Origin of the sequence: Paraburkholderia phymatum STM815, assembly GCF_000020045.1 — a bacterium.
GTDB classification, from domain to species: Bacteria; Pseudomonadota; Gammaproteobacteria; order Burkholderiales; family Burkholderiaceae; genus Paraburkholderia; species Paraburkholderia phymatum.
Genome location: NC_010622.1, coordinates 3,145,366 through 3,170,387, shown reverse-complemented (window position 1 = coordinate 3,170,387; position 25,022 = coordinate 3,145,366). Strand labels below are relative to the sequence as shown.

Annotated in this window: 26 protein-coding genes; 21 read left to right on the top strand and 5 right to left on the bottom strand. The window is 62.3% G+C overall.

The features are described from left to right. The first annotated feature begins 8 nt into the window (after window positions 1-8). The 9 genes from infA (at window position 9) to dsbD (ending at window position 5,952) form a co-directional block, all read left to right on the top strand. The gene (infA, locus tag BPHY_RS14325; protein WP_004521905.1) at window positions 9-227 is read left to right on the top strand and encodes a translation initiation factor IF-1; all 219 of its coding nucleotides are present in this window, start codon (window positions 9-11) and stop codon (window positions 225-227) included. Window positions 228-247: 20 nt separating this feature from the next. Next, window positions 248-364: a 50S ribosomal protein L36 gene (gene rpmJ / locus BPHY_RS14320; protein ID WP_004199844.1), complete on the top strand. Its 117-nt coding sequence runs from the start codon at window positions 248-250 to the stop codon at window positions 362-364. Between the two features lie 41 nt (window positions 365-405). Beyond that, window positions 406-771, top strand: coding sequence for a 30S ribosomal protein S13 (gene rpsM / locus BPHY_RS14315; RefSeq protein WP_008923332.1), 366 nt, complete (start codon window positions 406-408; stop codon window positions 769-771). A 28-nt stretch (window positions 772-799) separates the two neighbouring features. Further along, the gene (gene rpsK, locus BPHY_RS14310) at window positions 800-1,204 is read left to right on the top strand and encodes a 30S ribosomal protein S11 (RefSeq protein ID WP_006052224.1); all 405 of its coding nucleotides are present in this window, start codon (window positions 800-802) and stop codon (window positions 1,202-1,204) included. A 146-nt stretch (window positions 1,205-1,350) separates the two neighbouring features. Beyond that, the gene (gene rpsD, locus BPHY_RS14305) at window positions 1,351-1,974 is read left to right on the top strand and encodes a 30S ribosomal protein S4 (protein WP_012402181.1); all 624 of its coding nucleotides are present in this window, start codon (window positions 1,351-1,353) and stop codon (window positions 1,972-1,974) included. A gap of 124 nt (window positions 1,975-2,098) precedes the next feature. After that, complete coding sequence (locus BPHY_RS14300; RefSeq protein ID WP_007730697.1) at window positions 2,099-3,076, top strand: DNA-directed RNA polymerase subunit alpha; 978 nt, start codon at window positions 2,099-2,101, stop codon at window positions 3,074-3,076. Window positions 3,077-3,227: 151 nt separating this feature from the next. Continuing rightward, window positions 3,228-3,623, top strand: coding sequence for a 50S ribosomal protein L17 (rplQ, locus tag BPHY_RS14295; RefSeq protein WP_007730705.1), 396 nt, complete (start codon window positions 3,228-3,230; stop codon window positions 3,621-3,623). A gap of 147 nt (window positions 3,624-3,770) precedes the next feature. Beyond that, a complete protein-coding gene (gene cutA, locus BPHY_RS14290; RefSeq protein WP_012402180.1) occupies window positions 3,771-4,103 on the top strand; it encodes a divalent-cation tolerance protein CutA in 333 nt (110 codons plus the stop codon). Further along, complete coding sequence (gene dsbD / locus BPHY_RS14285; protein ID WP_012402179.1) at window positions 4,096-5,952, top strand: protein-disulfide reductase DsbD; 1,857 nt, start codon at window positions 4,096-4,098, stop codon at window positions 5,950-5,952. The genes cutA and dsbD overlap by 8 nt, the downstream gene beginning before the upstream one ends. 162 nt (window positions 5,953-6,114) lie before the next feature. On the opposite strand, the gene hemB is transcribed toward dsbD, so the two are convergent. Continuing rightward, on the bottom strand, window positions 6,115-7,113 hold the full coding sequence (gene hemB, locus BPHY_RS14280) for a porphobilinogen synthase (protein WP_012402178.1): 999 nt from the start codon (window positions 7,111-7,113) through the stop codon (window positions 6,115-6,117). 226 nt (window positions 7,114-7,339) lie between these two features. Next, window positions 7,340-8,002 carry a ribosome biogenesis GTP-binding protein YihA/YsxC gene (yihA, locus tag BPHY_RS14275; RefSeq protein ID WP_012402177.1) on the bottom strand — a complete coding sequence of 221 codons (663 nt, stop codon included), beginning with the start codon at window positions 8,000-8,002 and terminating at the stop codon, window positions 7,340-7,342. A gap of 266 nt (window positions 8,003-8,268) precedes the next feature. On the opposite strand from yihA, the gene BPHY_RS14270 reads away from it, so the two are divergent. The 5 genes from BPHY_RS14270 to msrQ all read left to right on the top strand — a co-directional run bounded on the left by BPHY_RS14270 (window position 8,269) and on the right by msrQ (window position 14,401). After that, window positions 8,269-8,922 (top strand): c-type cytochrome, encoded by a 654-nt coding sequence (locus tag BPHY_RS14270; RefSeq protein WP_012402176.1) that lies wholly within the window; start codon window positions 8,269-8,271, stop codon window positions 8,920-8,922. 127 nt (window positions 8,923-9,049) lie between these two features. Further along, entirely contained in the window at window positions 9,050-11,275 is a 2,226-nt protein-coding gene (locus tag BPHY_RS14265) for a cytochrome c biogenesis protein ResB (RefSeq protein ID WP_012402175.1), read from the top strand. Window positions 11,276-11,279: 4 nt separating this feature from the next. Beyond that, entirely contained in the window at window positions 11,280-12,497 is a 1,218-nt protein-coding gene (gene ccsB / locus BPHY_RS14260; RefSeq protein WP_012402174.1) for a c-type cytochrome biogenesis protein CcsB, read from the top strand. A 183-nt stretch (window positions 12,498-12,680) separates the two neighbouring features. Then, the gene (gene msrP / locus BPHY_RS14255) at window positions 12,681-13,676 is read left to right on the top strand and encodes a protein-methionine-sulfoxide reductase catalytic subunit MsrP (protein ID WP_012402173.1); all 996 of its coding nucleotides are present in this window, start codon (window positions 12,681-12,683) and stop codon (window positions 13,674-13,676) included. Window positions 13,677-13,687: 11 nt separating this feature from the next. Beyond that, on the top strand, window positions 13,688-14,401 hold the full coding sequence (gene msrQ / locus BPHY_RS14250; protein WP_012402172.1) for a protein-methionine-sulfoxide reductase heme-binding subunit MsrQ: 714 nt from the start codon (window positions 13,688-13,690) through the stop codon (window positions 14,399-14,401). A gap of 85 nt (window positions 14,402-14,486) precedes the next feature. On the opposite strand, the gene lysA is transcribed toward msrQ, so the two are convergent. Continuing rightward, a complete protein-coding gene (gene lysA / locus BPHY_RS14245; protein WP_012402171.1) occupies window positions 14,487-15,749 on the bottom strand; it encodes a diaminopimelate decarboxylase in 1,263 nt (420 codons plus the stop codon). A 9-nt stretch (window positions 15,750-15,758) separates the two neighbouring features. Next, window positions 15,759-16,067, bottom strand: a complete 309-nt coding sequence (gene lptM, locus BPHY_RS14240) for an LPS translocon maturation chaperone LptM (protein ID WP_012402170.1) — start codon at window positions 16,065-16,067, stop codon at window positions 15,759-15,761. A 35-nt stretch (window positions 16,068-16,102) separates the two neighbouring features. Between lptM and cyaY the strand changes: the two genes are divergently transcribed. Beyond that, window positions 16,103-16,420, top strand: a complete 318-nt coding sequence (gene cyaY, locus BPHY_RS14235; protein ID WP_012402169.1) for an iron donor protein CyaY — start codon at window positions 16,103-16,105, stop codon at window positions 16,418-16,420. A gap of 99 nt (window positions 16,421-16,519) precedes the next feature. Here cyaY and BPHY_RS14230 read toward each other — a convergent pair whose 3' ends face one another. Continuing rightward, window positions 16,520-18,910, bottom strand: coding sequence for a penicillin-binding protein 1A (locus BPHY_RS14230; RefSeq protein WP_012402168.1), 2,391 nt, complete (start codon window positions 18,908-18,910; stop codon window positions 16,520-16,522). A 252-nt stretch (window positions 18,911-19,162) separates the two neighbouring features. Between BPHY_RS14230 and pilM the strand changes: the two genes are divergently transcribed. From pilM to aroB, 6 genes are all read left to right on the top strand, one after another. Then, entirely contained in the window at window positions 19,163-20,122 is a 960-nt protein-coding gene (gene pilM / locus BPHY_RS14225; RefSeq protein WP_012402167.1) for a type IV pilus biogenesis protein PilM, read from the top strand. Then, window positions 20,119-20,751 carry a hypothetical protein gene (locus BPHY_RS14220; RefSeq protein ID WP_012402166.1) on the top strand — a complete coding sequence of 211 codons (633 nt, stop codon included), beginning with the start codon at window positions 20,119-20,121 and terminating at the stop codon, window positions 20,749-20,751. The genes pilM and BPHY_RS14220 overlap by 4 nt, the downstream gene beginning before the upstream one ends. Further along, window positions 20,748-21,662, top strand: a complete 915-nt coding sequence (gene pilO, locus BPHY_RS14215) for a type 4a pilus biogenesis protein PilO (RefSeq protein WP_012402165.1) — start codon at window positions 20,748-20,750, stop codon at window positions 21,660-21,662. The genes BPHY_RS14220 and pilO overlap by 4 nt, the downstream gene beginning before the upstream one ends. Continuing rightward, entirely contained in the window at window positions 21,659-23,230 is a 1,572-nt protein-coding gene (locus BPHY_RS14210) for a type IV pilus secretin PilQ (protein ID WP_012402164.1), read from the top strand. The genes pilO and BPHY_RS14210 overlap by 4 nt, the downstream gene beginning before the upstream one ends. A 137-nt stretch (window positions 23,231-23,367) precedes the next feature. After that, on the top strand, window positions 23,368-23,919 hold the full coding sequence (gene aroK / locus BPHY_RS14205; protein ID WP_012402163.1) for a shikimate kinase AroK: 552 nt from the start codon (window positions 23,368-23,370) through the stop codon (window positions 23,917-23,919). A 16-nt stretch (window positions 23,920-23,935) separates the two neighbouring features. After that, entirely contained in the window at window positions 23,936-25,018 is a 1,083-nt protein-coding gene (gene aroB / locus BPHY_RS14200; RefSeq protein WP_041764067.1) for a 3-dehydroquinate synthase, read from the top strand. The last annotated feature ends 4 nt before the right edge of the window (window positions 25,019-25,022 follow it).

The following is a 25,022-nucleotide window of genomic DNA, read 5'->3' as shown; positions in this document are numbered from 1 at the left end:
AAGGACTTATGGCCAAAGACGATGTAATCCAGATGCAGGGTGAGGTTATCGAAAACCTCCCCAACGCTACCTTCCGGGTGAAGCTGGAAAACGGCCATGTCGTGTTGGGACACATATCCGGAAAGATGCGGATGCACTACATCCGTATTCTGCCCGGCGACAAGGTGACGGTTGAATTGACGCCTTACGATCTGTCGCGTGCGCGGATCGTGTTCCGGGCGAAGTGATTTGAAAAAAGGGTAATATCATGAAAGTGATGGCATCGGTTAAGCGCATTTGCCGCAATTGCAAGATCATCAAGCGCAAGGGCGTCGTTCGCGTGATTTGCAGCTCTGATCCGCGCCACAAGCAGCGTCAAGGCTGAACGCCGCGCTTTTGTTTGCGCTTTTTGTTTGAGGAAAAACAATGGCTCGTATCGCAGGGGTTAACATCCCGAATCACCAGCATACCGAAATCGGCCTGACGGCAATTTACGGTATCGGCCGCACGCGTTCGCGCGACATCTGCGTCGCTGCTGGTGTGGCATTTTCGAAGAAGGTTAAGGACCTGACCGACGCAGATCTCGAAAAGCTGCGCGAAGAAGTCGGCAAGTTCATCGTTGAAGGCGATCTGCGCCGTGAAACGACGATGAATATCAAGCGCCTGATGGATCTCGGTTGCTATCGTGGCGTGCGCCATCGTAAGGGTCTGCCCCTGCGTGGCCAGCGTACGCGTACGAATGCCCGTACGCGCAAGGGTCCGCGTCGCGCAGCGCAATCGCTGAAAAAGTAAGCGAGACTGACAGTTACAGGAAAACGTAATGGCTAAGGCTTCGAACAACTCCGCGGCGCAACGCGTTCGCAAGAAGGTCAAGAAGAACGTCGCCGAGGGCGTGGTTCACGTTCACGCGTCGTTCAACAACACCATCATCACGATCACCGATCGTCAAGGCAATGCACTAGCCTGGGCAACGTCGGGTGGTCAGGGCTTCAAGGGTTCGCGCAAGTCGACCCCGTTTGCAGCTCAGGTTGCCGCTGAATCGGCAGGCCGCGTGGCGATGGAATACGGCGTGAAGAACCTCGAAGTGCGGATCAAGGGCCCCGGCCCTGGCCGTGAGTCTGCGGTGCGCGCGCTGCATGGTCTTGGTATCAAGATCACCGCGATCTCCGACGTGACGCCGGTTCCGCACAACGGCTGCCGTCCGCCGAAGCGTCGTCGTATCTAAGACGCTTGCTCCGCATGCGCCTGTTGCCGCTAAAGGCGGTAGCAGGCTGCTTGCGTTAATGAATTGACTAAGCCCACCGTTCGACCCAAAGGGTTCGGACTAGCGTGAATGCAAGTTCACGTGATCAATCACAGAAGGAATGCAAAGTGGCACGCTATATCGGCCCTAAAGCCAAGCTGTCTCGCCGTGAAGGCACCGATCTCTTCCTGAAGAGCGCACGTCGTTCGCTCGCTGACAAGTGCAAGCTTGACAGCAAGCCGGGTCAACATGGCCGCACCTCGGGCGCTCGTACGTCCGACTACGGCACGCAGCTGCGCGAAAAGCAAAAAGTGAAGCGCATTTACGGCGTGCTCGAACGCCAGTTCCGCCGTTACTTCGCTGAAGCAGATCGCCGCAAGGGCAACACGGGCGAAAACCTGTTGAAGCTGCTCGAATCGCGTCTCGACAACGTCGTCTACCGCATGGGCTTCGGCTCGACGCGCGCTGAAGCACGCCAGCTCGTGAGCCACAAGGCAATCACGGTGAACGGCGTTGTGGCAAACATCCCGTCGCTCCAAGTGAAGGCTGGCGATGTGATTGCCGTGCGCGAACAGGCGAAGAAGCAGGCTCGTATTCTCGAGGCGCTGTCGCTCGCCGAACAAGGCGGTCTGCCGCAGTGGGTTGCTGTCGATTCGAAGAAGTTCGAAGGCACGTTCAAGTCGATGCCGGAACGCAGCGATATCGCTGGCGACATCAACGAAAGCCTGATCGTCGAATTGTATTCGCGCTAATCGGATTAACGGCCGAGGTTCCCTGATTGCGTTAGGCAAGGGGGCGCCTCGGCTGTTTATTTTCAGGTTGTTACCGGTCAGCCTTATCGGTGTAACGAGCCGAGGGTATTGAAAAGGAAAACCTATGCAAACCAGTTTGTTGAAACCCAAGATCATCGCAGTTGAATCGCTTGGCGAAAGCCACGCGAAAGTGGTCATGGAGCCGTTTGAACGCGGCTATGGCCACACCTTGGGTAACGCGCTTCGGCGCGTGTTGCTGTCGTCGATGGTGGGCTATGCGCCGACCGAAGTGACGATCGCAGGCGTCGTGCATGAATATTCGACGCTCGATGGTGTGCAAGAGGACGTGGTCAACCTGTTGTTGAACCTGAAGGGCGTGGTGTTCAAGCTGCATAACCGCGACGAAGTCACGGTTACGCTGCGCAAGGAAGGCGAAGGCGTCGTTACGGCTGGTGACATCGAACTTGCACACGACTGCGAAGTGATTAACCCGGATCACGTGATCGCGCATCTGTCCAAGGGCGGCAAGCTCGACGTGCAGATCAAGGTCGAAAAAGGCCGCGGCTATGTGCCGGGCAACGTGCGTCGTTACGGCGAAGAGTCGGCCAAGATCATCGGCCGTATCGTGCTTGACGCATCGTTCTCGCCGGTTCGCCGCGTCAGCTATGCCGTGGAAAGCGCGCGTGTCGAACAGCGTACCGACCTCGACAAGCTCGTGATGAACATCGAAACGAACGGCGTGATCTCGCCGGAAGAGGCGATCCGTCAATCGGCGCGTATCCTGGTCGATCAGCTGTCGGTGTTCGCCGCGCTGGAAGGCACGGAAGCAGCGGCAGAAGCACCGTCGCGCGCTCCGCAGATCGATCCGATCCTGCTGCGTCCGGTCGACGATCTGGAACTGACGGTTCGTTCGGCGAACTGCCTGAAGGCCGAGAACATTTACTACATCGGCGACCTGATCCAGCGCACGGAAAACGAGCTGCTGAAGACGCCGAATCTGGGCCGAAAGTCGCTGAACGAGATCAAGGAAGTGCTCGCTTCGCGTGGCCTGACGCTCGGGATGAAGCTCGAAAACTGGCCGCCCGCTGGTCTCGACAAGTAATACCGTCGAACTGAAGTCGTACCGCAACTGGTAATGACGCGGATTTTCCTTTAAAATCCGCGTCTTGCCTTTTTCAATACCGGCCCGTGCTTTCCGTGTCACCGAAAGCGATAGAAGAGCTGGACCAAAACTTTGATTCAAGGAAATTGAAATGCGTCACCGTCATGGTCTGCGGAAACTGAACCGCACGAGCAGCCACCGTCTGGCAATGCTCCGTAACATGTCCAACTCGCTGATTGAGCACGAAGTCATCAAGACGACGCTGCCGAAGGCGAAGGAACTCCGTAAGGTCGTCGAGCCGCTGATCACGCTCGGCAAGAAGCCGTCGCTGGCTAACCGTCGTCTGGCGTTCAACCGCCTGCGCGATCGTGACTCGGTCACGAAGCTGTTCGACGTGCTGGGCCCGCGTTTTGCAAACCGTCCGGGTGGCTACCTGCGCATCCTGAAGTTCGGTTTCCGCGTCGGCGACAACGCACCGATGGCACTGGTCGAACTGCTTGACCGTCCGGAAGTCGAGGAAGTCGAAAACGTTGCAGAAGCCGAATAAGCTTCCGGCAACAATTAAAAAGCCAGGTGAAAGCCTGGCTTTTTTGCTTTCAGCGCCCACTTTTCCCATGCCATTCGACAGTGAGCGGGGTGTCGCGACTAGGTGATACGATACCGTCACCCTGTCCGGAAAGTGCTGGAGCGGTCGGTGAACGTGAATGTGAGTTTAGTGGTGACGACCGTGCCGGACCTCGCAACGGCGCATAAATTGGCTGAGGGCGCGCTCTCTGCGCGTCTCGCTGCCTGCGTGACGCAGCTTGGCAGTGTTCAGTCGAACTACCACTGGCAGGGCAAGATCGAGTCGGCGGAAGAGTTCCAGTTGATGTTCAAGACGAGCGTCGGGCGTACGCTCGAGCTCGAACGGTTCATCCAGGCTCAGCATCCGTACGACACTCCCGAGATCCTTTCATGGCAAGTCACCGCATCGGCCGCTTACGGCCAATGGGTGAACGCCGAAACCCAACGCCCGATCCATGTATAACCGTTTGTCCCGTCGCTGGCGCGATGTCGCGCGCGTTTTCGCCGTGATTGCCGGCTTCTTGTTGCTGTCGTTCAGTTCGGTCGGCGTTGTCCGCGCAGACGACTTCCTCGATCTCTCGGAGGCGTTCAGATTCAGCGCGTCCGAGCAACCGGGCGAGGTGCTGGTTCATTACAAGATTGCCGACGGTTACTACATGTACCGCGAGCGGTTCGCGTTCGCGACACGCAACGGCGCGGGCAAGCTCGGTGATGCGCAATTGCCCGCAGGTCACGTGAAGTTCGATCAGACCTTCAACAAAAACGTCGAGACGTATCGCGGTGAGCTGACCATTCGCGTGCCCGTGAGTCAGGCGAGCGGTGCGTTCGACCTCGCCGTGACGTCGCAAGGTTGTGCGGATGCAGGAATCTGCTATCCGCCGATGGAGCGCGTCTATCACGTGTCGGGCGCCGCACTACATGCCGCCGCAGCAGGCACCGTGCAGCTGTCGCCGCCTCACGAGGACAGCTCGGGCAACGCATCTTGGTACGAGCGCGCAACCAGCGCTGACTACGCGCAATCGCTGCTCCAGGGCGGCGGCTTCTTTGCAATCGTCGGATTGTATTTCGTCGCCGGCATCGTGCTGAGCCTGCTGCCGTGCTCGTATCCGATGATCCCGATCCTGTCCGCGATCATCATTGGCGAAGGCCCGCGCGTGACGCGGGCGCGCGGTTTTGCGCTGTCACTGGCCTATGTCGTCGGGATGGCGCTCGTCTACACGGTGCTTGGCGTCGCGGCGGCACTCGTCGGGCAGAGCATGGGCGCCCGGCTGCAGAATCCGTGGGTGCTCGGCGCATTTGCAGTTCTTCTGACCGTATTTGCGCTAACGCTGATCGCTGGCGTGGATATCGTACTGCCTCACGGGTGGCAGCGCGGCGTTTCGAAGGCCTCCGAGGGGCGCTCGGGCGGGAAATTCGCCGCGGTCGCGGTGATGGGGGCGCTTTCGGCGCTGGTGGTCGGTGCATGCATGACGGCGCCCCTATTTGCGGTACTCGCCTTCATCGCGCACACGGGCAACGCCGTCCTAGGCGGTGTAGCCCTATTTTCGATGGGCATCGGGCTTGGCGTACCGTTGCTGCTCATTGGGCTCGGCGCGGGCACGCTGCTGCCGCGTGCCGGCGCCTGGATGGATCGCGTGAAGGTCTTCTTCGGCGTGATTTTGCTCGCCGCGGCATTGTGGATCGTTTGGCCGGTTTTGAGCTCGACGGCGCAAATGTTGCTGGCGGCCTCATGGCTGCTGATCGCGGCCGCCTCTCTGGGACTGTTTTCTCCGCATGCAGGAGCAGGCTCGATCTGGCGCGGTCTTGGTCGCGGACTGGGTGCCGCATTGGCGATCTGGGCGGCGACGTTGCTGGCCGGTCTGGCGGCGGGATCGACGGATCCTTTGAAGCCGTTGGCCGTGCTCGTTGGCCGTACATCCGGTACAGCTTCCGAGCAGGCGCAGCAGAGCGATCTGGCGTTCGCCCGTGTACGCAGCTCGGGCCAGTTCGACGAGGCCGTCAAAACGGCCGCTAAGCCCGCTATGCTCGATTTTTACGCAGACTGGTGCGTCAGCTGCAAAGAAATGGAGAAGTTTACCTTTAGCGACCCGCGCGTCCAGGCGAAGCTCAAGCAGTTCAACCTTCTGCGCGCCGACGTGACGGCCAATAACGCGGACGATCAGGCACTGCTCAAACGGTTCAACCTGTTTGGGCCACCCGGAATCATCTTCTTCGACCGAGGTGGCAAAGAAGTGCTGCGCGTCGTCGGGTATGAGTCGGCGGACAAATTCCTGAACAGTCTGGCTCGGATGATGCCGGGCCCTCAGACCTGAAGCGTCGGGCGGAAGGTCGGCGCGAGGTGCCGGCGCAGCGCCCGCATGATCCGGATTAAAAGAGAGAAGCGGAGGCTGTCAGGTCGACCCCTCCGCTTGCAGTCACTGTCGCAAGACGGTCGCACCATAACGATGCGCGGCCACGGCCTGCGACTACGACCCTTACTTCTGCGCTCGCAGCAACCGCGCGGCGTCCAGCGCGAAATACGTCAACACGCCATCGGCGCCCGCGCGCTTGAACGCGAGCAGCGATTCCATCATCACCTTGTCGTGATCCAGCCAGCCGTTCTGCGCGGCGGCCTTCAGCATTGCGTACTCGCCGCTCACCTGGTACACGTACGTCGGGAAGCGGAATTCGTCCTTTACGCGACGCACGATGTCCAGATACGGCATGCCCGGCTTGACCATCACCATATCCGCGCCCTCTTCGATGTCGGCGCGCACTTCGCGAAGCGCCTCGTCCGAGTTGGCGGGATCGAGTTGATACGTCATCTTGTTGCCCTTGCCGAGGTTCGCTGCCGAACCCACGGCATCGCGGAACGGGCCGTAGAACGCGGACGCGAACTTCGCCGAGTACGCCATGATCCGCGTGTGTATGTGGCCTTCGCTTTCGAGCAACTCGCGGATCGCGCCGATCCGGCCATCCATCATGTCGGACGGCGCGACGATGTCGACGCCCGCCTGCGCCTGCGTCTGCGCCTGTTCGACGAGGATGTCGACGGTTTCGTCGTTGATTACGTAGCCATGCTCGTCGAGCACGCCGTCCTGGCCATGGCTCGTGTACGGATCGAGCGCGACGTCGGTCAGCACGCCCAGTTCGGGGAAATGCTTCTTCAGTTCGCACACGGCGCGCGGAATCAGACCGGTTGCGTTGGTTGCCTCACGGCCGTCGGGCGTTTTCAGCGACGGCTCGATCACAGGGAAGAGCGACAGCACCGGCACACCGAGTTCCATGCATTGCTCGGCAACACCCATCAGCAGATCAACCGATACGCGCTCGACGCCCGGCATCGACGGTACGGCCTGACGCACGTTCGTCCCTTCGATCACGAAGACGGGGTAAATCAGATCATTGGTGGTGAGGATGTTTTCGCGCATCATGCGGCGCGAGAAGTCGTCCCGGCGCATGCGGCGCGGGCGGTGATGCGGATAGAAGCTCATGTGAGGATATCTGCAAAAGTCAAAAATGCTGGCCGTGCCTTGCCAGAAACTTTTCGAGACAATGGTATATCATACCGATCGAGCAAGGCGCCTAGCGCTGACCTCCCCGCTTCTCCTCCCTGAGCGGGTGCCTGTCGTTTTTCGATTAGGCTGTTTAACCCGCCGTCAATAGCGGCGGGTTTTTTTCTGGGCGAACGAAATGCGGCGTCAGCGGGGTTGCCGCGCGTTATTCCGCGGCAACCGGCCCGTCGGGATCGCCCGCCAGGCCGGGCGCGATCCAGCTTTCAATCAGCTCGTGCGCCTCATCGAGGCCGATGCGCTTCAGTGCGGAAAAGAGCTGGGCGGTCAGTTCGCCCTGATAGCCCGCCGCGCGATATTCATCCAACCCTTTCTTCGTCGCGCGCAGTGCGTTGACGCTTTCCTGCCGGGTCAATTTGTCGCACTTGGTGAGCAGGGTGTGAATCGGCTTGCCCGTCGGCGCGAACCATTCGATCATCCGGCGATCCAGTTCCGTCAGCGGCCGGCGCGAATCCATCATCAGGATCATGCCGCGCAGTTGCGACCGCGTTTGCAGATAAGTCGACAGCAATTGCTCCCAATGTGCTTTTGCCGCACCAGGCACTTCGGCGTAGCCGTAGCCGGGCAGGTCGACGAGATTCGCGACAGGCTCTGCCGCCGGTCCTACGGAAAAGTAGTTGATGTGCTGCGTGCGCCCTGGCGTCTTACTGGCAAATGCAAGCCGCTTCTGGTTGCAGAGGATGTTGATGGCCGTCGACTTTCCAGCGTTCGACCGCCCGGCGAAAGCGACCTCGGGCTGCGGCGAAGGCGGCAGATCGCGTAAGTGATTGACGGTCGTGAAGAAGCGGGCTTGGTGGAGCAGGAAAGACATGAGAAGACCAGAAGGACGGGTGAATGGACGTCGAGCGGACGTCCTGCGCACATCGACGGAGATGGTGAAATGCCGTGCAAGGGCGATGCAGCCCCGCCGTAAAGGCCGCAGAGGCCCGACTGGCGCCAGATCGATTAGCAAGGTATTGTACAATACGATGGTTTACTGAAAACCTGTGAGGCCGCCGGGCGGGCCTCGGCGACCGGGTGGTCGTTGTCGTATTTTGCAGAACCTCTAATTCCCACAAGACGAAACAGGGTGTGCGAATGAATCGACTGGGCAAGTTTCTGGTGGTGCTTCACACAGCAGCAGGTCTTTCAGGTTTCGCGTTACAGGCAGCAGCGGCAGATCAGACAAAGCCGGACATGAATCGGGGGCAGGCCATCGCGGCGCAAGTGTGCGCTTCGTGTCACGGTGCAGATGGCAACAGTGCGGGCGGCGCGTATCCGAAGCTTGCCGGGCAACACCCCGAATATCTCGTCAAACAGCTCAAGGACTTCAAGACACAAGCCGGCGCCAGGCAGCCCGCTCGCAACAATGCGATCATGGCGGGAATGGCGGCAGCGTTGACCGATCAGGACATGGTCAATGTGGCGGCATACTTCGCGTCGCAGGCACCGAAGCCGGGTTACGCGCACAACAAGGACACGGTACCTCTCGGGCAGAAGATTTATCGGGCGGGCGTCGCCGACAAGGGCGTCCCGGCGTGTGCAAGCTGCCACGGGCCGACAGGGCAGGGCATCCCGTCACAGTATCCGCGTCTGTCGGGACAATGGTCGGATTACACCGTGGCACAGTTGACCGCGTTCACCCAAGGGCCGGGCGCGCGCAACAACAATGAAGCGATGCATGCCGTTGCGTCCCGCCTGTCGGATAGTGAGATCAAGGCTGTTGCCGATTACATTGCGGGCTTGCATTAAAAGTCCGCACGAAAGCGAAGCCGGCCGCAACGGGGTAAAAGCGGTTGGCGAGAAAACAAGAAAAGGGTGAGGGAATCGCATACAGCGATAAACCTGCACCCTTTTTTGCTGTTCAGTCGGAGTTTGAATGAGCGTCACCACGTCGGGTCTGGAATTGAAGTCGCGGCAGCGCTTCGTGCGCACGTCGGTCGAATTGCTGAGTTCGATGCGCTTTGCGATCGCCTTGCTTGTGATCCTGTCGATCGCGAGCATCATCGGCACGGTGCTCACGCAGGACGACCCGTATCCGAACTACGTCAACCAGTTTGGGCCGTTCTGGGCCGACATCTTTCGCTCGCTGAGCCTGTACAACGTGTACAGCGCGTGGTGGTTCATGCTGATCCTCGGCTTTCTGGTCGTGTCGGTCTCGCTGTGCGTGATCCGCAACGCGCCGAAGATGATCGCAGACACGAAGAGCTGGAAAGACAAGGTCCGTGAAGGCAGTCTGCGCGCGTTCCATCACAAGGGTGAATTCGCGGTGCCGAATGCGACGCGCACGCAAGCCGCGGCCACGCTGGGCAAGCTCTCGGCGAAGCTCGGCTACAAGTACGTAACACGCGAGAGCGAAGGCGCGACGCTGATCGCCGCGAAGCGCGGCGCGCTGACCAAGCTCGGCTACATCTCCGCGCACCTTGCCATCGTGATCATCTGCATCGGCGGCCTGCTGGATAGCAATCTGCCCATCAAGCTCCAGATGTGGCTCTTCGACAAGACGCCGATCCGCGGTAACACCGTCATCAACGAGATTCCCGCGGAGCACCGGCTTTCGCAGGGCAATCCGACGTTCCGCGGCTACGCCTGGGTGCCCGAAGGCCAGCATGTGTCGACGGCGATCCTGAACCAGCAGGACGGCTCGCTGATCCAGGACCTGCCGTTCTCGATCGAACTGAAGAAGTTCATCGTCGACTACTACACGACGGGCATGCCGAAGCTCTTCGCGAGCGACATCGTCGTGATCGACCACGGGACGGGCGCGCGCATTCCGGCGCGCGTCGAGGTGAACAAGCCTTTCGAATACGACGGCGTGTCGATCTACCAGTCGAGCTTCCAGGACGGCGGCTCACAGATGCAGATGACAGCCTGGCCGATGACGGGCAGCAGCAACAAGACGCAGCCGTTCAATGGCGAGATAGGCGGCTCGAAGGTGCTGAGCGCGTCGATGCCGGGCGCCGATGGCCAGACAATCGAGTTCGCCGATTTCCGCGCGATCAATGTCGAAAACATCTCGAACGGCAACGGTCAGAACGACGCGCGCGGGGTGGCCGCGCATCAGTCGCTGAAAGAGGCGTTCGACGAGCGGCTCGGCTCCGGCGCGAAGACGTCGAAGCCAGTCGACCTGCGCAACGTCGGCCCGTCGGTCCAGTACAAGGTCCGCGACAAGGACGGCCAGGCGCGTGAGTACAACAATTACATGCTGCCCGTCGATGTGGGCGGTGAGCGTGTGTTCCTCGCCGGCATGCGCACTAACCCGGACGACGCTTTCCGCTATCTGCGCATCCCCGCCGACGCCAGCGGCACAGTCAACGAATGGATGCACATCCGTTCCGCACTCGAGGATCCCGCTGTGCGCGCGCAGGCGGCGCGCGACTTCGCCGGGCGCTCGGTGCAGTCGAATGCAGAGTTGCAGCAGCATCTGGAAGAAAGCGCGGCGCGCGTGCTGACGCTCTTCGCCGGTGACGACGCGACGCTCGGCAAGGCGGCCAATGGTCAGAAGGTTGGCGGCTTCCAGGCAATCGCCGCGTTCATCGACCGCTCCGTCCCCAAAGGTGAGCAGGAGAAGGCGGCAGGACTCTTGCTTCGCATGCTGGAAGGCTCGATGTGGGACGTGTGGCAGATCGCGCGGAAGCAGGCCGGCGAACCCCCGGCATCGGCCGACGCGACCACGAGCCGTTTCGTCCAGAGTTCGATTAATGCGCTATCCGACAGCTTTCTGTACGGTTCGCCCGTCTATTTGCAGCTTGATTCCTTCAGGCAGGTGCAAGCTTCGGTATTTCAGTTGACGCGCGCGCCGGGCAAAAAAGTCGTGTATCTTGGCAGCCTGCTGCTTGTGTTGGGCATCTTTTCGATGTTCTACGTCCGCGAACGGCGCCTGTGGTTCTGGCTCAAGGATTCGAACCACGGCGTGAGCGTCGTGATGGCGATGTCGACGGCACGCAAGACCTTCGATTTCGAGAAGGAATTCGCCCAGACGCGCGACGCGGTGGGCGCGGCGCTGGGCGGCCATCCCGTCGACGCCGATCCCGCCCCCGAGGCAAGGGGCGCCGCCCGGGGTACGAGCGAGGCGCCCGCAGATTCATCCGATTCGACCCGGTAAGCACATGGACCTGACCCAAGTTTCCTCATCCTCGCGCGCCAAGCCGCGCGTTGACACGGCAACGCATGCGACTGCGCATCTGCCTGGCGAGACGTTGCTGGACGATCGTCCGTTCCTGAAGCGTCTCGGTTTGTTCGACTGGCTGTTCGCCCTGGCGATGGTGGCGGGCGCGGGGTTCGCGCTGTCGCGCTATCACCCGTACATGAATTACTACGACAAGCTGGTGCTGGTCTGCACACTGCCCGCCGGCGTCATCCTCGGCTGGCGATGGAAGCCGGCGCGTCTGTTGATGGCGTGTATCGCGGTGCTGTCGTTGTCGGCGATCCAGATTTACGGCGGCGACCTGACCCGCGCCGATCACGCGTTCTTCCTCAAGTATTTCCTGTCGAGCCAGTCGGCCATCCTGTGGATGAGCGCGCTGTTCGTGCTGGCCACGCTGTTCTACTGGATCGGCACGCTGTCGCGTTCGCCGACGGGCGCCGCGATCGGTTCGAAGATGACGTGGGTGGCGGTGCTGATGGGCTTCGTCGGCCTGATGGTTCGCTGGTACGAGTCGTATCTCATCGGCTCGGACGTTGGGCACATTCCCATCTCGAACCTGTACGAAGTGTTCGTGCTGTTCAGTTTGATCACAGCATTGTTCTATCTGTACTACGAGCAGCATTACAACACGCGCTCGCTCGGCGCGTTCGTGCTGCTGGTGATCAGCGCGGCCGTCGGCTTCCTGATGTGGTACTCGATCGCGCGCGACGCGCAGCAGATCCAGCCGCTCGTTCCCGCACTGCAAAGCTGGTGGATGAAGATTCACGTGCCGGCGAACTTCATCGGTTACGGAAGTTTCGCGCTGTCGGCGATGGTCGCGGTGGCATATCTGATGAAGGAACGCGGCGTTTTGTCCGACCGTCTGCCGACGCTCGACGTGCTCGACGACGTGATGTACAAGTCGATCGCCGTCGGTTTTGCATTCTTCACCATCGCGACGATTCTTGGCGCGCTGTGGGCCGCGGAAGCTTGGGGCGGCTACTGGAGCTGGGACCCGAAGGAAACGTGGGCGCTGATCGTCTGGCTGAACTACGCAGCATGGCTGCACATGCGTCTGATGAAAGGCCTGCGCGGCGTGGCAGCGGCTTGGTGGGCGTTGACGGGCCTCGTAGTGACGACTTTCGCATTTCTTGGCGTCAACATGTTTCTGTCGGGGCTGCACAGCTACGGCAAGCTGTAGCAGTTGTATGCCTCGAAGCGTGAAAAAGCCGCCGCGTGCACTGCACCGGCGGTTTTTTTACGCCGTTATGGAAGGATCACGCGCTTCGTCTGTTAACGAAACGACGAACGACGAACGGCGACTCGCAAGCGCGAGTCGAACGGATACCGATGGGCGTGCAATGCCCGGCAAGGAGCTTTCAGCATGTGGATCAAGCGAAGCGAACGCAGCCAACTTTACGGCGACGACATCGCGCGCAGCGAGATCACGCCGCAGCGCGTGTTCGAGAATCGCCGACGAATCCTGCAGGCGGCGGGTGCGGTCGCGCTCGGTGGCTTGATGGGCGTGCATGGCGAGGCATTCGCGGCATATTCGTCGTCCGACCCGAAAGCGCAAAAGCTCGGCGCGAAGACCAATCCGAAGTTCGTTGTCACGGACAAGGTCACGCCGTACAAAGACATCACCACCTACAACAACTACTACGAGTTCGGCACCGACAAGAGCGACCCGGCACACAACGCGGGCTCGCTGAGGCCGCACCCGTGGAAGGTGAGCGTCGAAGGCGAGGTGAACAACCCGAAGGTCTACGGCATCGATGAGTTGCTGAAGCTCGCGCCGCTCGAAGAGCGCGTGTACCGGCTGCGCTGCGTCGAGGGCTGGTCGATGGTGATTCCGTGGATCGGCATTCCGCTGTCGGAAGTCATCAAGCGCGCGCAGCCGACGGCGAACGCAAAGTACGTGCAGTTCATCACCCTCGCCGATCCGTCGCAGATGCCCGGCCTGTCCGAGCCGATTCTCGAATGGCCGTATTCCGAAGGGCTGCGGATGGACGAGGCGATGAATCCGCTGACATTGCTGACGATGGGCGTCTACGGTCAGTTGCTGCCGAATCAGAACGGTGCGCCCGTGCGCATCATCGTGCCGTGGAAGTACGGGTTCAAGAGTGCGAAGTCGCTCGTGAAAATCCGCTTCGTCGACAAGCAGCCGCCGACCAGCTGGAACACCTATGCGCCGAACGAGTACGGCTTTTATTCGAACGTGAATCCGAATGTCGATCATCCGCGCTGGAGCCAGGCGACGGAGCGGCGCATCGGTGAGGACGGTTTCTTCACACCGAAGCGCAAGACGCTGATATACAACGGCTACGGCGATCTGGTCGCGTCGATGTATCAGGGCATGGATCTGAAGAAGAATTTTTGACGGCGGCGCGCATGGGAACCGACACGACACAAACGCTGACCGCAGGCAACGGCGCACGCACGGACGCCAAAGCCATGAAACCGGCGGCCGCGCCGCGCAAAGCCGGCATGAGCGCAGGCGGCTGGCTCGTGCCCGCAAAGATCGCGGTGTTCGGCGCGGCGCTATATCCGCTCGCGCGCATCGTGCTGTTCGGCTTCACCGACCGGCTCGGCGCCAATCCCATCGAGCTCATCACGCGCTCGACGGGCTTGTGGACGCTCGTATTCCTCTGCATCACGCTCGCCGTGACGCCGCTGCGCAAGCTGACGGGCTGGAACGAGTTGCTGCGCTTTCGCCGGATGCTCGGCCTGTACGCGTTCTTTTACGGCGCGCTGCATTTCACGACGTATTTCTGGTTCGACAAGTGGTTCGATTTCGCCGAAATCGTAAAGGACATCGGCAAGCGGCCGTTCATCACGGTGGGCTTCGCGGCGTTCATACTGCTGATTCCGCTTGCCGTCACGTCGCCGAAAGCGATGGTGCGCAAGCTCGGCCGTCGCTGGCAGACGCTGCACCGCGCGATCTACGTGATTGCGGCGCTCGCGATTCTGCATTTCTGGTGGATGAAGGCGGGCAAGCACGATCTGATCTTGCCGAAGATCTATGGCGCGATCGTGATCGCCTTGCTGGGTTGGCGCGTGGCTCTCTGGGCGCGTGACCGGATCCGGCACCGGGCGCGAGGGTGAGACGCACCAAGCCGAACCGGAAACAAAAAGGCGATGCGTGATGAGCGCATCGCCTTTTGACTGTGAGCGTCCGGAACGGCCGGCTTTATGACGGAAGCACCGACTCGCCGGCGAACAGGTCTTTCACTTCCTCGCGCTTGCGCACGACGTATGCCTTGTCGCCGTCGACCATCACTTCGGCCGCGCGTGCACGCGTGTTGTAGTTCGAGCTCATCGCGAAACCGTAGGCGCCTGCCGATCGGATCGCGAGCAGATCGCCGGGTTCCACGGCGAGCCGGCGTTCGCGGCCGAGCCAGTCACCGCTTTCGCACACGGGGCCCACGATGTCGTAGACATGCCTCGCGCCGTCACGCTGCACGACGGGTTCGATTGCGTGATACGCCTCGTACATTGCGGGGCGCGCGAGATCGTTCATCGCGGCGTCGACGATGGCGAAGTTCTTCTCGGCGCCCGTCTTCAGGAATTCGACGCGCGTGAGCAGCATGCCCGCGTTGCCGACGAGCGAGCGGCCCGGTTCGAAATACACTTCGCGATGACCGTGGCCGCGCGCTTCGATGCGGTCGAGCAGCGTGCGCACGAAGTCGCCGATGTCCGGCGGCGTCTCGTCGTCGTACGTGATGCCGAGGCCGCCGCCGACGTCGACGTGCTTGATCGTCACGCCGTCCGCTTCGATCTGCGCGACGAGTTCGAGTAGTTTGTCGACGGCGTCGAGATACGGCGCGACTTCCGTGATTTGCGAACCGATGTGGCAGTCGATGCCCACCACGTCGAGATGCTTCATCGCTGCGGCGGCGCGATAGGTGGCGCGGGCGTCGTCGAATGCGACACCGAATTTGTTCGACTTCAGGCCCGTCGAGATATACGGATGCGTCTTCGCGTCGACGTCGGGATTCACGCGCAGCGACACGGGCGCCTTTTTACCCATTTCGCCCGCGACGGCGTTCAGGCGATCCAGTTCGGGAATCGATTCGACGTTGAAGCACTTCACGCCTGCCGCGAGCGCGTCGCGCATTTCCGCGACGCTCTTGCCCACACCGGAGAACACCGTGTTTTCCGCTTTGCCGCCCGCTGCGAGCACGCGCGCGAGTTCGCCGCCCGACACGATGTCGAACCCGGCGCCCATGCGCGCGAACAGGTTCAGCACGGCCAGGTTGCTGTTTGCCTTGACGGCGACGTGCACCGTGGCGCGGCGGCCGGCGCATGCGTCGGCGTAGGCGTGCCACGCTTTGGTCAGCGCGTCGCGCGAGTAGACGTAAAGCGGCGTGCCGAATTGCTCGGCAAGCGACACGGCGGACACGCCTTCGGCGTGCAGCACGCCGTCGACGTAAGCAAAAGCGGATTGAGTCATGCGACAGTCTTACTCAGCTTGGGACGCACCGGACGCCGGTTGGGCGGGCATGTTCGAATTCGGCGCGGTGCGCAGTTCGGAATCGGGCGACAGGGACAGCGGCGTGCCGGACGTGTCGGGAATCGAGCCTTGTGCGTCATCGGATTTCGTTGCGTCCGACGAAGCGGGCTGCGTCTGGACCGGTTTGGCCGGAAGCGGCGGAACGGTCGGCATATACAGCGAACCGCGCTGACCGCAGCCGCTGAGCGCGACACCTGCGACAATAGCCAGAATCGCTAGAATCGTGGCCGTGCCGCTTTTCCGGAAAACGCCGCGCATGACTGTCCCTGAATAAATAATCGCTGGAGTTTAGCATGTCCGACAGTGAATACCTGACCCGTGCCGAGGCTGTGCTCGCGGCCATCGAACGCTCGCTCGACGATGCGGACGCCGACATCGAGTTCGAGCGCAGCGGCAACGTGTTGACGCTCGAATTCGAGAACGGCACGAAGATCATCGTGAATCTGCAGCCGCCCATGCAGGAAATCTGGATTGCCGCAAAATCGGGCGGTTATCACTTTCGTTTCGTCGACGGCGAGTGGCGCGATACGCGCAACGGCACCGAGTTTTACGCCGCATTGTCCGAATACGCGACGCAGCAGGCAGGCGAGCCCGTGGAGATCGCGCCGTAAGCAGAGCGTTTTGGCGCACCCGCAGCCGGTGTCGCTCGCGGAAAGTAAAAAGCCGCCGCGTACAATACGCGGCGGCTTTTTTTCAGGGAGCCGGCAGACCTAGTGGCCCCTGAACAGATTCATGATGTTTTCTTTTTCTTGCGCATCGACCTGCGCCGGCGCGCCGCTTGTACCGCTCGCTTCCGCTGACGCCTGCGATACGCCGACCGTCGACACGAAACCGTTGCCCGGCGTGAAGTCGTCGAAGTACAACTCGTCGCCTATCGTCACGACGTCTTCGGGCATCGGCATCTTGTACTCGGGCACACCCTTGAGCGCGCGTCCCATGTACTCGATCCACACGGGCAGCGCGAGCCCGCCGCCCGTTTCCTTGTCGCCGAGACTGCGCGGATTGTCGTAGCCTATCCACGCAATCGCGCACAGCGTGTGCTGATAGCCGGCGAACCACGCGTCGCGCGAATCATTCGTGGTGCCCGTCTTGCCCGCGAGATCGGTGCGCTTCAACACGTTCGATTTCGCTCCCGTGCCGCGCTGCGCGACACTTGTCAACAGGCTGTTCATCACGTAGGCGTTGCGCGGCTCGATGGCATGCGGCGCGTTGCTGGCCGCGACGAGCGGTTCCGCATGCGCGACCACCATGCCGCGCTGATCGGTCACTTCGGCGATCAGATACGGATTCACGCGATAGCCGCCGTTCGCGAACACCGAGTAGCCCGCTGCCATCTGCAGCGGCGTGACGAGGCCAGCGCCGAGCGCCATCGGCAGATATGCGGGATGCCGGTCCGCATCGAAACCGAAATGCGTGATGTACTGCTGCGCGTACTTCGTGCCGATGTGATTGAGGATGCGGATCGACACGAGGTTCTTCGACTTCTGCAGCGCGGTGCGCATCGACATTGGGCCGTCGAAGCCGCCGCCGTAGTTCTTCGGTTCCCACGCCTGGCCGCCCGTTTCGGCCGCGCTGAAGAAGAGCGGCGCGTCGTTGATGACGGTTGCGGGGCCGAGGCCTTTTTCGAGCGAAGCCGAGTAGATGAACGGCTTGAAGCTCGAACCCGGCTGCCGCCAGGCCTGCGTCACATGATTGAACTTGTTCTTGTTGAAATCGAAGCCGCCTACAAGTGCGCGGATCGCGCCATCCTGCGGCACGACGGAAACAAACGCACCTTCGATCTGCGGCAACTGCGTGATCGACCAGCTGCCATCCTCACCCTTCACGATACGGATCACGGCGCCCGGCCGCACGCGCTGGTTCGGCTGCGCGCGCGCGCTCAGCGCGAAGTTAGCGTAGCGCAGCCCGTCGCCCTGGATTGTCACGACATTGCCGTCGATCAGCGTCGCTTGCACCTGCTTTGGACTCGCCGACGTCACCACGGCTGCAATGATCTCGCCATTGTCCGGATGTTCGAGCAGCGCGTCGTCGATAGCCTGCTCGCGCTCGTCGGCATCGGCCGGCAAGTCGATGAACGCTTCCGGACCGCGATAGCCGTGACGCCGCTCGTAGTCCAGCAAGCCCTTGCGCAGCGCGCGATAGGCGGCGTCCTGATCGGCGGAGTCGATTGTCGTCACGACGTTCAGGCCACGCGTGTACGCCTCTTCACGGTATTGCGCGTACATCATCTGCCGCACCATTTCCGCGACGTACTCTGCGTGCACGCTGAATTCCTTGCCCGCGCCCTTCACGATGAGCGGTTGGCGGCTCGCCGTGTCGTATTGGTCCCGTGTGATGTAGCCAAGTTCGAGCATGCGCTGGAGGATGTATTCCTGACGCACCTTCGCGCGTTTCGGATTCACCACGGGGTTGTATGCCGACGGCGCTTTCGGCAGACCTGCGAGCATCGCGCACTCGGCGAGCGACAGGTCTTTCAGGTCTTTGCCGAAGTACACGCGCGCGGCGCTGGCAAAACCATACGCGCGCTGGCCCAGATAGATCTGATTCATGTACACCTCGAGAATCTGATCCTTGCTCAACTTCGATTCGATCTTGTACGCGAGCAGCATCTCGTAGATCTTGCGCGTGTACGTCTTTTCGCTGGAGAGAAAGAAGTTGCGCGCGACCTGCATCGTGATCGTGCTCGCGCCTTGCGTTGCGTGGCCGTTCGTGAGCGCGACCACGCCGGCGCGCACGATACCCGTCAGGTCGACGCCGCCATGATCGTAGAAGCGCGCGTCTTCGATCGCGAGCACGGCTTTCTTGAGGTTGTCCGGCACCTCACGCATGTGAACGATGTCGCGCCGCTCCTCGCCGAATTCGCCGATCAGAACGTGGTCGGCGGTGTAGATGCGCAACGGTACCTTCGGACGATAGTCGGTGAGCGCGTCGAGCGACGGCAGGTTCGGCGTGGCGACGACCAGCGCGTAACCCAGCACGAGCACCGCGCTGATGATCCCGGCAAAGATCAGGCCGACGAAGCCGAGGACGATCTTCAGCCAGAGAGGGCGCTTGCGCTTCTGCGGCGCCGGCGGCGGAGACGTAGGAGTCGTGGATTGCATATGAACACCAGAAAACGGTCCCGCGATTATAGCCGCCCGATCTGGCAGCTTTCGGCGTGCTTACGGCTGCCGCAATTGCGCGGCGATGAGAACACTCTAGTTCGTTTGATTGTCGCCGGATATCGATTACCCGACTGTTAGCCATTCGGACGAATGTCGCTGTCGTTTCGCGCTACGCAGAATCCTTTCCGTTGCCCGCGTCGGATGAGTGTTGCGGGCCTTCGGTTTCCGTTGGCATGCAAGGAGAAAGAGATGGCGTTGAAAGACTCGTTACGAATGGCGATGCGGCGTCAGGCAGTCGGCATCGATGTTGGCGCACAAGCGGTGAGGCTCGTTGTGCTGAGTGGCAGCGGGCGAAAGACGGGACCTGCGCGGATCGAATGCGTCGCGCTGGAGCCGCTTGCGCCGGGCGCGATGGCGGGCGCGGAAATTGTGGACCGGCAAGCAGTGGCGCGCGCCGTGTGCGCGGCGTTCGGCAACGTGCCGCCACAGTGCGCGTCGGCGGCATTGCGTTGCGCGATGGCGATACCCGGGGCCGCAACCTTCACGGCTCATCTGCCTGCAAGTCACGTGAACGGTCCGCCGCGTCCGTCCGCGTCGCTCGAACCTGCCGTGTTGATGGAGGCCGAGCGAATCGCGGGCATTGAGCGCCATGCATTGGCCGTCGACTGGTACGTCGAGGACTCGCCGCCGCATCCCGGCGCCGTGTCGATCGCTGCGACTGCGCGCGAGCATCTCGAAGCGCGCATCGAATGCGCTGCGATGGCCGGTGTCACGCTGACCACAGTCGACGTCGAACCGCATGTCGCGTTGCGCGCGCTGCGCTACGCAGCGAGGTTCGAACTCGAACTGCACGAACCTTATGCCGCGATCTGGATAGGCGGCGACGGCGTGTACGGCTGGCGTATAGAAGACGAAACCATCGCGGAAGAAATCCGCTATCCGTCGCCCGAGTATTCGTGCGTCGCCGACGCATTGCGCGATCTCGCCGAAAACAATCTGAACGTATGCGCGCTGGTGGGCGGGGAGATCGACCTGCTCGAAGGGGTGTGCTTCTCGCTCGCCGACATTGGGGACGTGCTGGGCTGCTCCGTGCTGCCGTTCGACGGTTCGTCGCTGAGCGACGGCAACGTCATTCCGCATGCAGAACTGATGCACGACCCTGCGTTCGCGGTCGCATTCGGCTTGGCACTGCGTGGCATCGCGCAATGACGGCGGCGCGAAGGAGCCTGGCGGGCTTCAATCTGTTGCCGCACCGGCAGCGCGATGCGCGGCTCGCACGCCGGCGCCGCTATCTCGAATGGGTGAGCGCCGCGCTGTGCGCTTGTGTTGCCGTGGCGCTGCTGATGACGTGGCAGGCGTTCGAACGCTCACGGTTGGACCGCGAGCGTTCGGCCCTCGAGCAAAAATTTGCCGTACTTGCGTCGCCACTTGCCGAGCATGCGCGGCTGACGGGCGAAGCCCGCAACGAGCGCCTGCAGAACGAGCGCGCGGCGGCGCTTTCCGAGCCGCTCGTTCATCTGCTCGATCTCCTCGATGCATTGAGCGAGGAGTCGTCCGACTCGGTCGTCGTGAAGCAGTTGCGACACCGCGAGCGCGACACGGAGTTGCTCGCGGCGTCCGCGGATCACGCGGCGTCGGCGGCGTGGCTTAACCGACTCGCCGCATTGAAAGGCGTGAAGGACTCGGATTTGAGCGATGTGCATCGTGCGACCAATGTGACGCACGCGACGGATCCGGCGACGGCGCTTGAGATCACCGCGCACCTGAAATGGGACGGTGCGCCGGCGAAGTCCAGAGCGCCGCGAGCGTCATCACCGAACACGAGGGGTAACAAATGAAGATGACGATTGCTGGGCGCTTCGGCAGGCCGGCAGCGCGCGAGCGTGTTGGACATGCGCTCGTCGAGCGCCTGCGCGTGCCGCTCGAAGCATGGAGTGTGCGGCGACGCGGGTTAGTCGCTTCGTGCATCGCTGTGACGGTATTCATGCTCGGCGCCAACGCATGGATTGCGACGGACTCGAGCGGCGTGCAGGTAAGCCGCGACGCGCTGTCTGCAGCGCAACGCAGGTTGAGCGAAGTCGAAGCGGCCGTCGCGCAATTGCCGGATCTGCGCACGGCGACGAGCGTCACGCGCATGCCAGCCAACTGGACTTCCGCCGACGACATCCGCGTGATCTCGCAACTCGCGTCGCGCAACGACGTGACGCTGCTGTCGATCGAACCGGCTGCCGTCACGGGAAGCGGCATCGACGCGATGCGCCCGCTGCGTGTGACGGCACGGGCGGATTTCGATCATGTCGTCGATTTCTTCCAGGCGCTCGCGAGTTTGCCGGTTCTCGTCGTGCCGGACGAAGTGACGCTCAAGCGGCAAGGCGAGGCCTTGTCCGTCAGTGCAACGTTGCATTCGTTCGGTGCGATCCATCCTATGCGGGATGTCGTGCGTCGAAGCATGGTTAACGATTCGGGTGCTTTCGATCCCGATGAGGAGGTCGTTTTATACGATCCGTTTCAACCGGCTTCGATTGCGTCGACACTGGACGAAGGTTCGTCGCCGATGCGGCTGGTCGGTTTGTTGGCCGACCGCGCGCGCGGTCTTGCGCTGATTGAGACGGGGGAAGGAGGGACGACGCTCGAAGCGGGACAAGAGTGGGGCGACGAACGAGTCGCCAATATCGACGCCCGCGCGCTGACGCTGACGAAACGCGACGGCAGCGCGCATTCGCTGACATTGGCGGAGGCCGTCGAATGACTTGGATCGCCTTCCTGCGATGGACACTTGCATGTGCTGCCTTTGTCGCAATGACGGCGCGTGCGGCCTTGCCTCCGCTTCCCGCCGAGATGCCGTTCGACGATGCGATGACGCCGTCCGGCATGCCACCGCTGCCCCGCGTGATCACCACGGACGTTGCCAATCCGTTCACGCCAGACGCGAGCGAGGACGGAGCGGCCCCGGAAGCGTCGCAGGCGCAGGCTTCCGCACGCGACGACCACGCGCCGGAATCGCGAACCGAACGGCGGACGGACGCACGGCAGGAACCGCTCGAAGGTCCGCCCGTTCTGCTCGCGCCTGCCGCGCGTCTGAGCGAGAGTGCGTCGGCATCCGTTCCCGCCGACCGGCCCATCACGCTGCATTTCCAGCGCGGCGAACTCGGCGCGGTGCTCGGCGCGTTCGCAAAGTTCACCGGCCTGAATATCGTCGCGAGCGACAAGGCGCGCGGCGCGGTCACGCTGCACCTGAACAGCGTGCCGTGGCGCACCGCATTCGATACGCTGCTCGATGTCAACGGCCTCGCGATGGAACAGCGCGGCAACGTGATCTGGGTCGCACCGCAGTCGGAACTGGCCGCCCGCGAGCGTCAGCGTTTCGAGACGCATGCCCGCGCCGCCGAGCTGGAACCGCTCGCGAGCCGCACCTTTGAGTTGCACTACGCCCATGCCGAGGAACTGCGCAAGCTGCTGACGGCGTCGGGCAATCAGCGGGTGTTGTCCAAACGCGGCGCGGCGATGGCGGATCCGCGCACCAACCTGCTGTTCGTCACCGATCTGGCTGCGCGGCTCGCGCAGATCGCCGAACTGGTCGCGTCGCTCGACCGGCCGACGCGCCAGGTGCTGATCGAGGCGCGCATCGTCGAAGCGGAAAAGGGCTTTTCTCGCAATCTCGGCGTGAAGCTGTCCATGATTGGCACCAACGAAGACGGCAAGGCGACGGGTCTGGTCGGCGGCAAGGACGGCGCGATCCTCGACCTGTCGGCGCGGCCTGTTTCCGGCTTCGACGCCGCAACGATGGGCCTGACTTTATTTGCCGCGCAGGCGACGCGGCTCGTGAACATCGAGCTCAGCGCGCTGGAGGCCGAGGGGCGCGGCCAGATCGTATCGAGCCCGCGCGTCGTGACAGCGGACCGGATGAAGGCGGTCGTCGAGCAAGGCACCGAGCTGCCGTACCAGGCAAAAGTCGGGCAGGGCGTGTCGGGCGTGCAGTTTCGCCGTGCGACCCTCAAACTGGAGGTCGAGCCGCAGATCACGCCCGACGGCCGGGTGGTGCTCGATCTCGACGTGGCGAAGGACAGTGTCGGCGAGCAGACGGCGTCCGGACCTGCCATCAATACCAAGCACGTACAGACGCGCGTCGAAGTCGAAGATGGCGGAACGGTGTCGATCGGCGGAATCTACGAGACGGACGGCCGTGATGATGTGACGCGCGTGCCACTCCTGGGCAAAATACCGGTTTTGGGCGTCTTTTTCCGTCATCGCGCCCATCGCGATCTGCGCAGCGAACTCGTCGTTTTCATTACGCCGAGGGTGGTGCAGATAAATTGACCAATCGCCGGCAAAGCGCCACGGGCGCGGGCCGAAAGCACCACCTGCGGCAGGCGCGCCGGCCGTCAGGCTCGACAAGTCGGGCGCTTTGCCAGTAAGCTGCCGCACGAACTACACCGGATTAGCCAGAGGATAAGTTGCAACCGCGGGACGCACACGCCAACGTTTTTTTTGTAGGGCTCATGGGGGCAGGCAAGACCACCGTGGGCCGGGCCGTGGCGCGCCGGCTGGATCGCCCGTTCTTCGATTCTGACCATGAAATCGAAGCGCGCACGGGTGCGCGCATCCCGGTGATCTTCGAACTGGAAGGCGAATCGGGCTTCCGCGACCGCGAAGCGCAGGTGATCGCCGATCTCACTGGCCGCGAAAGCATCGTCCTCGCGACGGGCGGCGGCGCCGTCCTGCGCCCTGAAAACCGAGAGGCGCTGCGCGCGCACGGCATCGTCGTCTATCTGCGCGCCAATCCGCACGACCTCTGGCTGCGCACGCGCCGCGACAAAAACCGGCCGCTTCTGCAGACGGAAGACCCGAAAGGGCGCCTCGAAGCACTGTATGAAGTCCGCGATCCGCTCTACCGCGAATGCGCCGACTTCGTGATCGAAACGGGCCGTCCGTCCGTCAACGGGCTCGTCAATATGGTGCTGATGCAGCTCGAGATGGCGGGCGTCGCCAAGCCTACTGCGTCATAATGACGAGATGACTGCCATGATTACCGTCAACGTCGAACTGGGCGAGCGCGCCTATCCCATCCATATCGGCGCCGATCTGATCGGCAAGAGCGAGCTGTTCGCGCCGCACATCCGCGGCGCGTCGGTGACGATCGTCACGAATACGACGGTCGACCCGCTGTACGGCGACGCCTTGCGCCAGTCCCTCGCGCCGCTCGGCAAGGAAGTGACGACGGTCGTGTTGCCCGATGGCGAGGCGCACAAGAACTGGGAAACGCTGAATCTGATTTTCGACGCTCTGCTCGGCGCGCGGGCCGACCGTAAGACCACGCTCATCGCGCTCGGCGGCGGCGTGATTGGCGACATGACGGGGTTCGCGGCCGCCTGCTACATGCGCGGCGTGCCGTTCATCCAGGTGCCGACCACGCTGTTGTCGCAGGTCGATTCGTCGGTGGGCGGCAAGACGGGCATCAACCATCCGCTCGGCAAGAACATGATCGGCGCGTTCTACCAGCCGCAGGCCGTGATCGCCGACATTGGCGCGCTGCGCACGCTGCCGTCGCGCGAACTGGCCGCGGGCATCGCGGAAGTCATCAAGACGGGCGCGATTGCCGATGCCGGTTTCTTCGAGTGGATCGAAGCGAACATCGAAGCGCTCAACGGCTGTGACGCGCAAGCGCTGGCTGAAGCGGTCAAGCGTTCGTGCGAGATCAAGGCGTCCGTGGTCGCCGCGGACGAGCGGGAAGGCGGCCTGCGCGCTATCCTCAATTTTGGCCACACGTTCGGTCACGCTATCGAAGCGGGACTTGGCTACGGCGAGTGGCTGCACGGCGAAGCGGTGGGCTGCGGAATGGTGATGGCAGCCGATCTGTCCGTGCGTCTCGGGCATCTGGACGAAGCCGCGCGCAAGCGGCTCGTCGCCGTCATCGAGGCGGCACATCTGCCTGTTCGGGCGCCCGCGCTCGGCGCACCACGCTACGTCGATCTGATGCGGGTCGACAAGAAGGCAGAAGCGGGCGAAATCAAGTTCATCCTGCTGAAGCGTTTCGGCGACACACTGATCACCCGTGCGCCCGACGACGCGGTGCTCAAAACCCTCGACGCAAGCGTCGGCGCCTGACGCG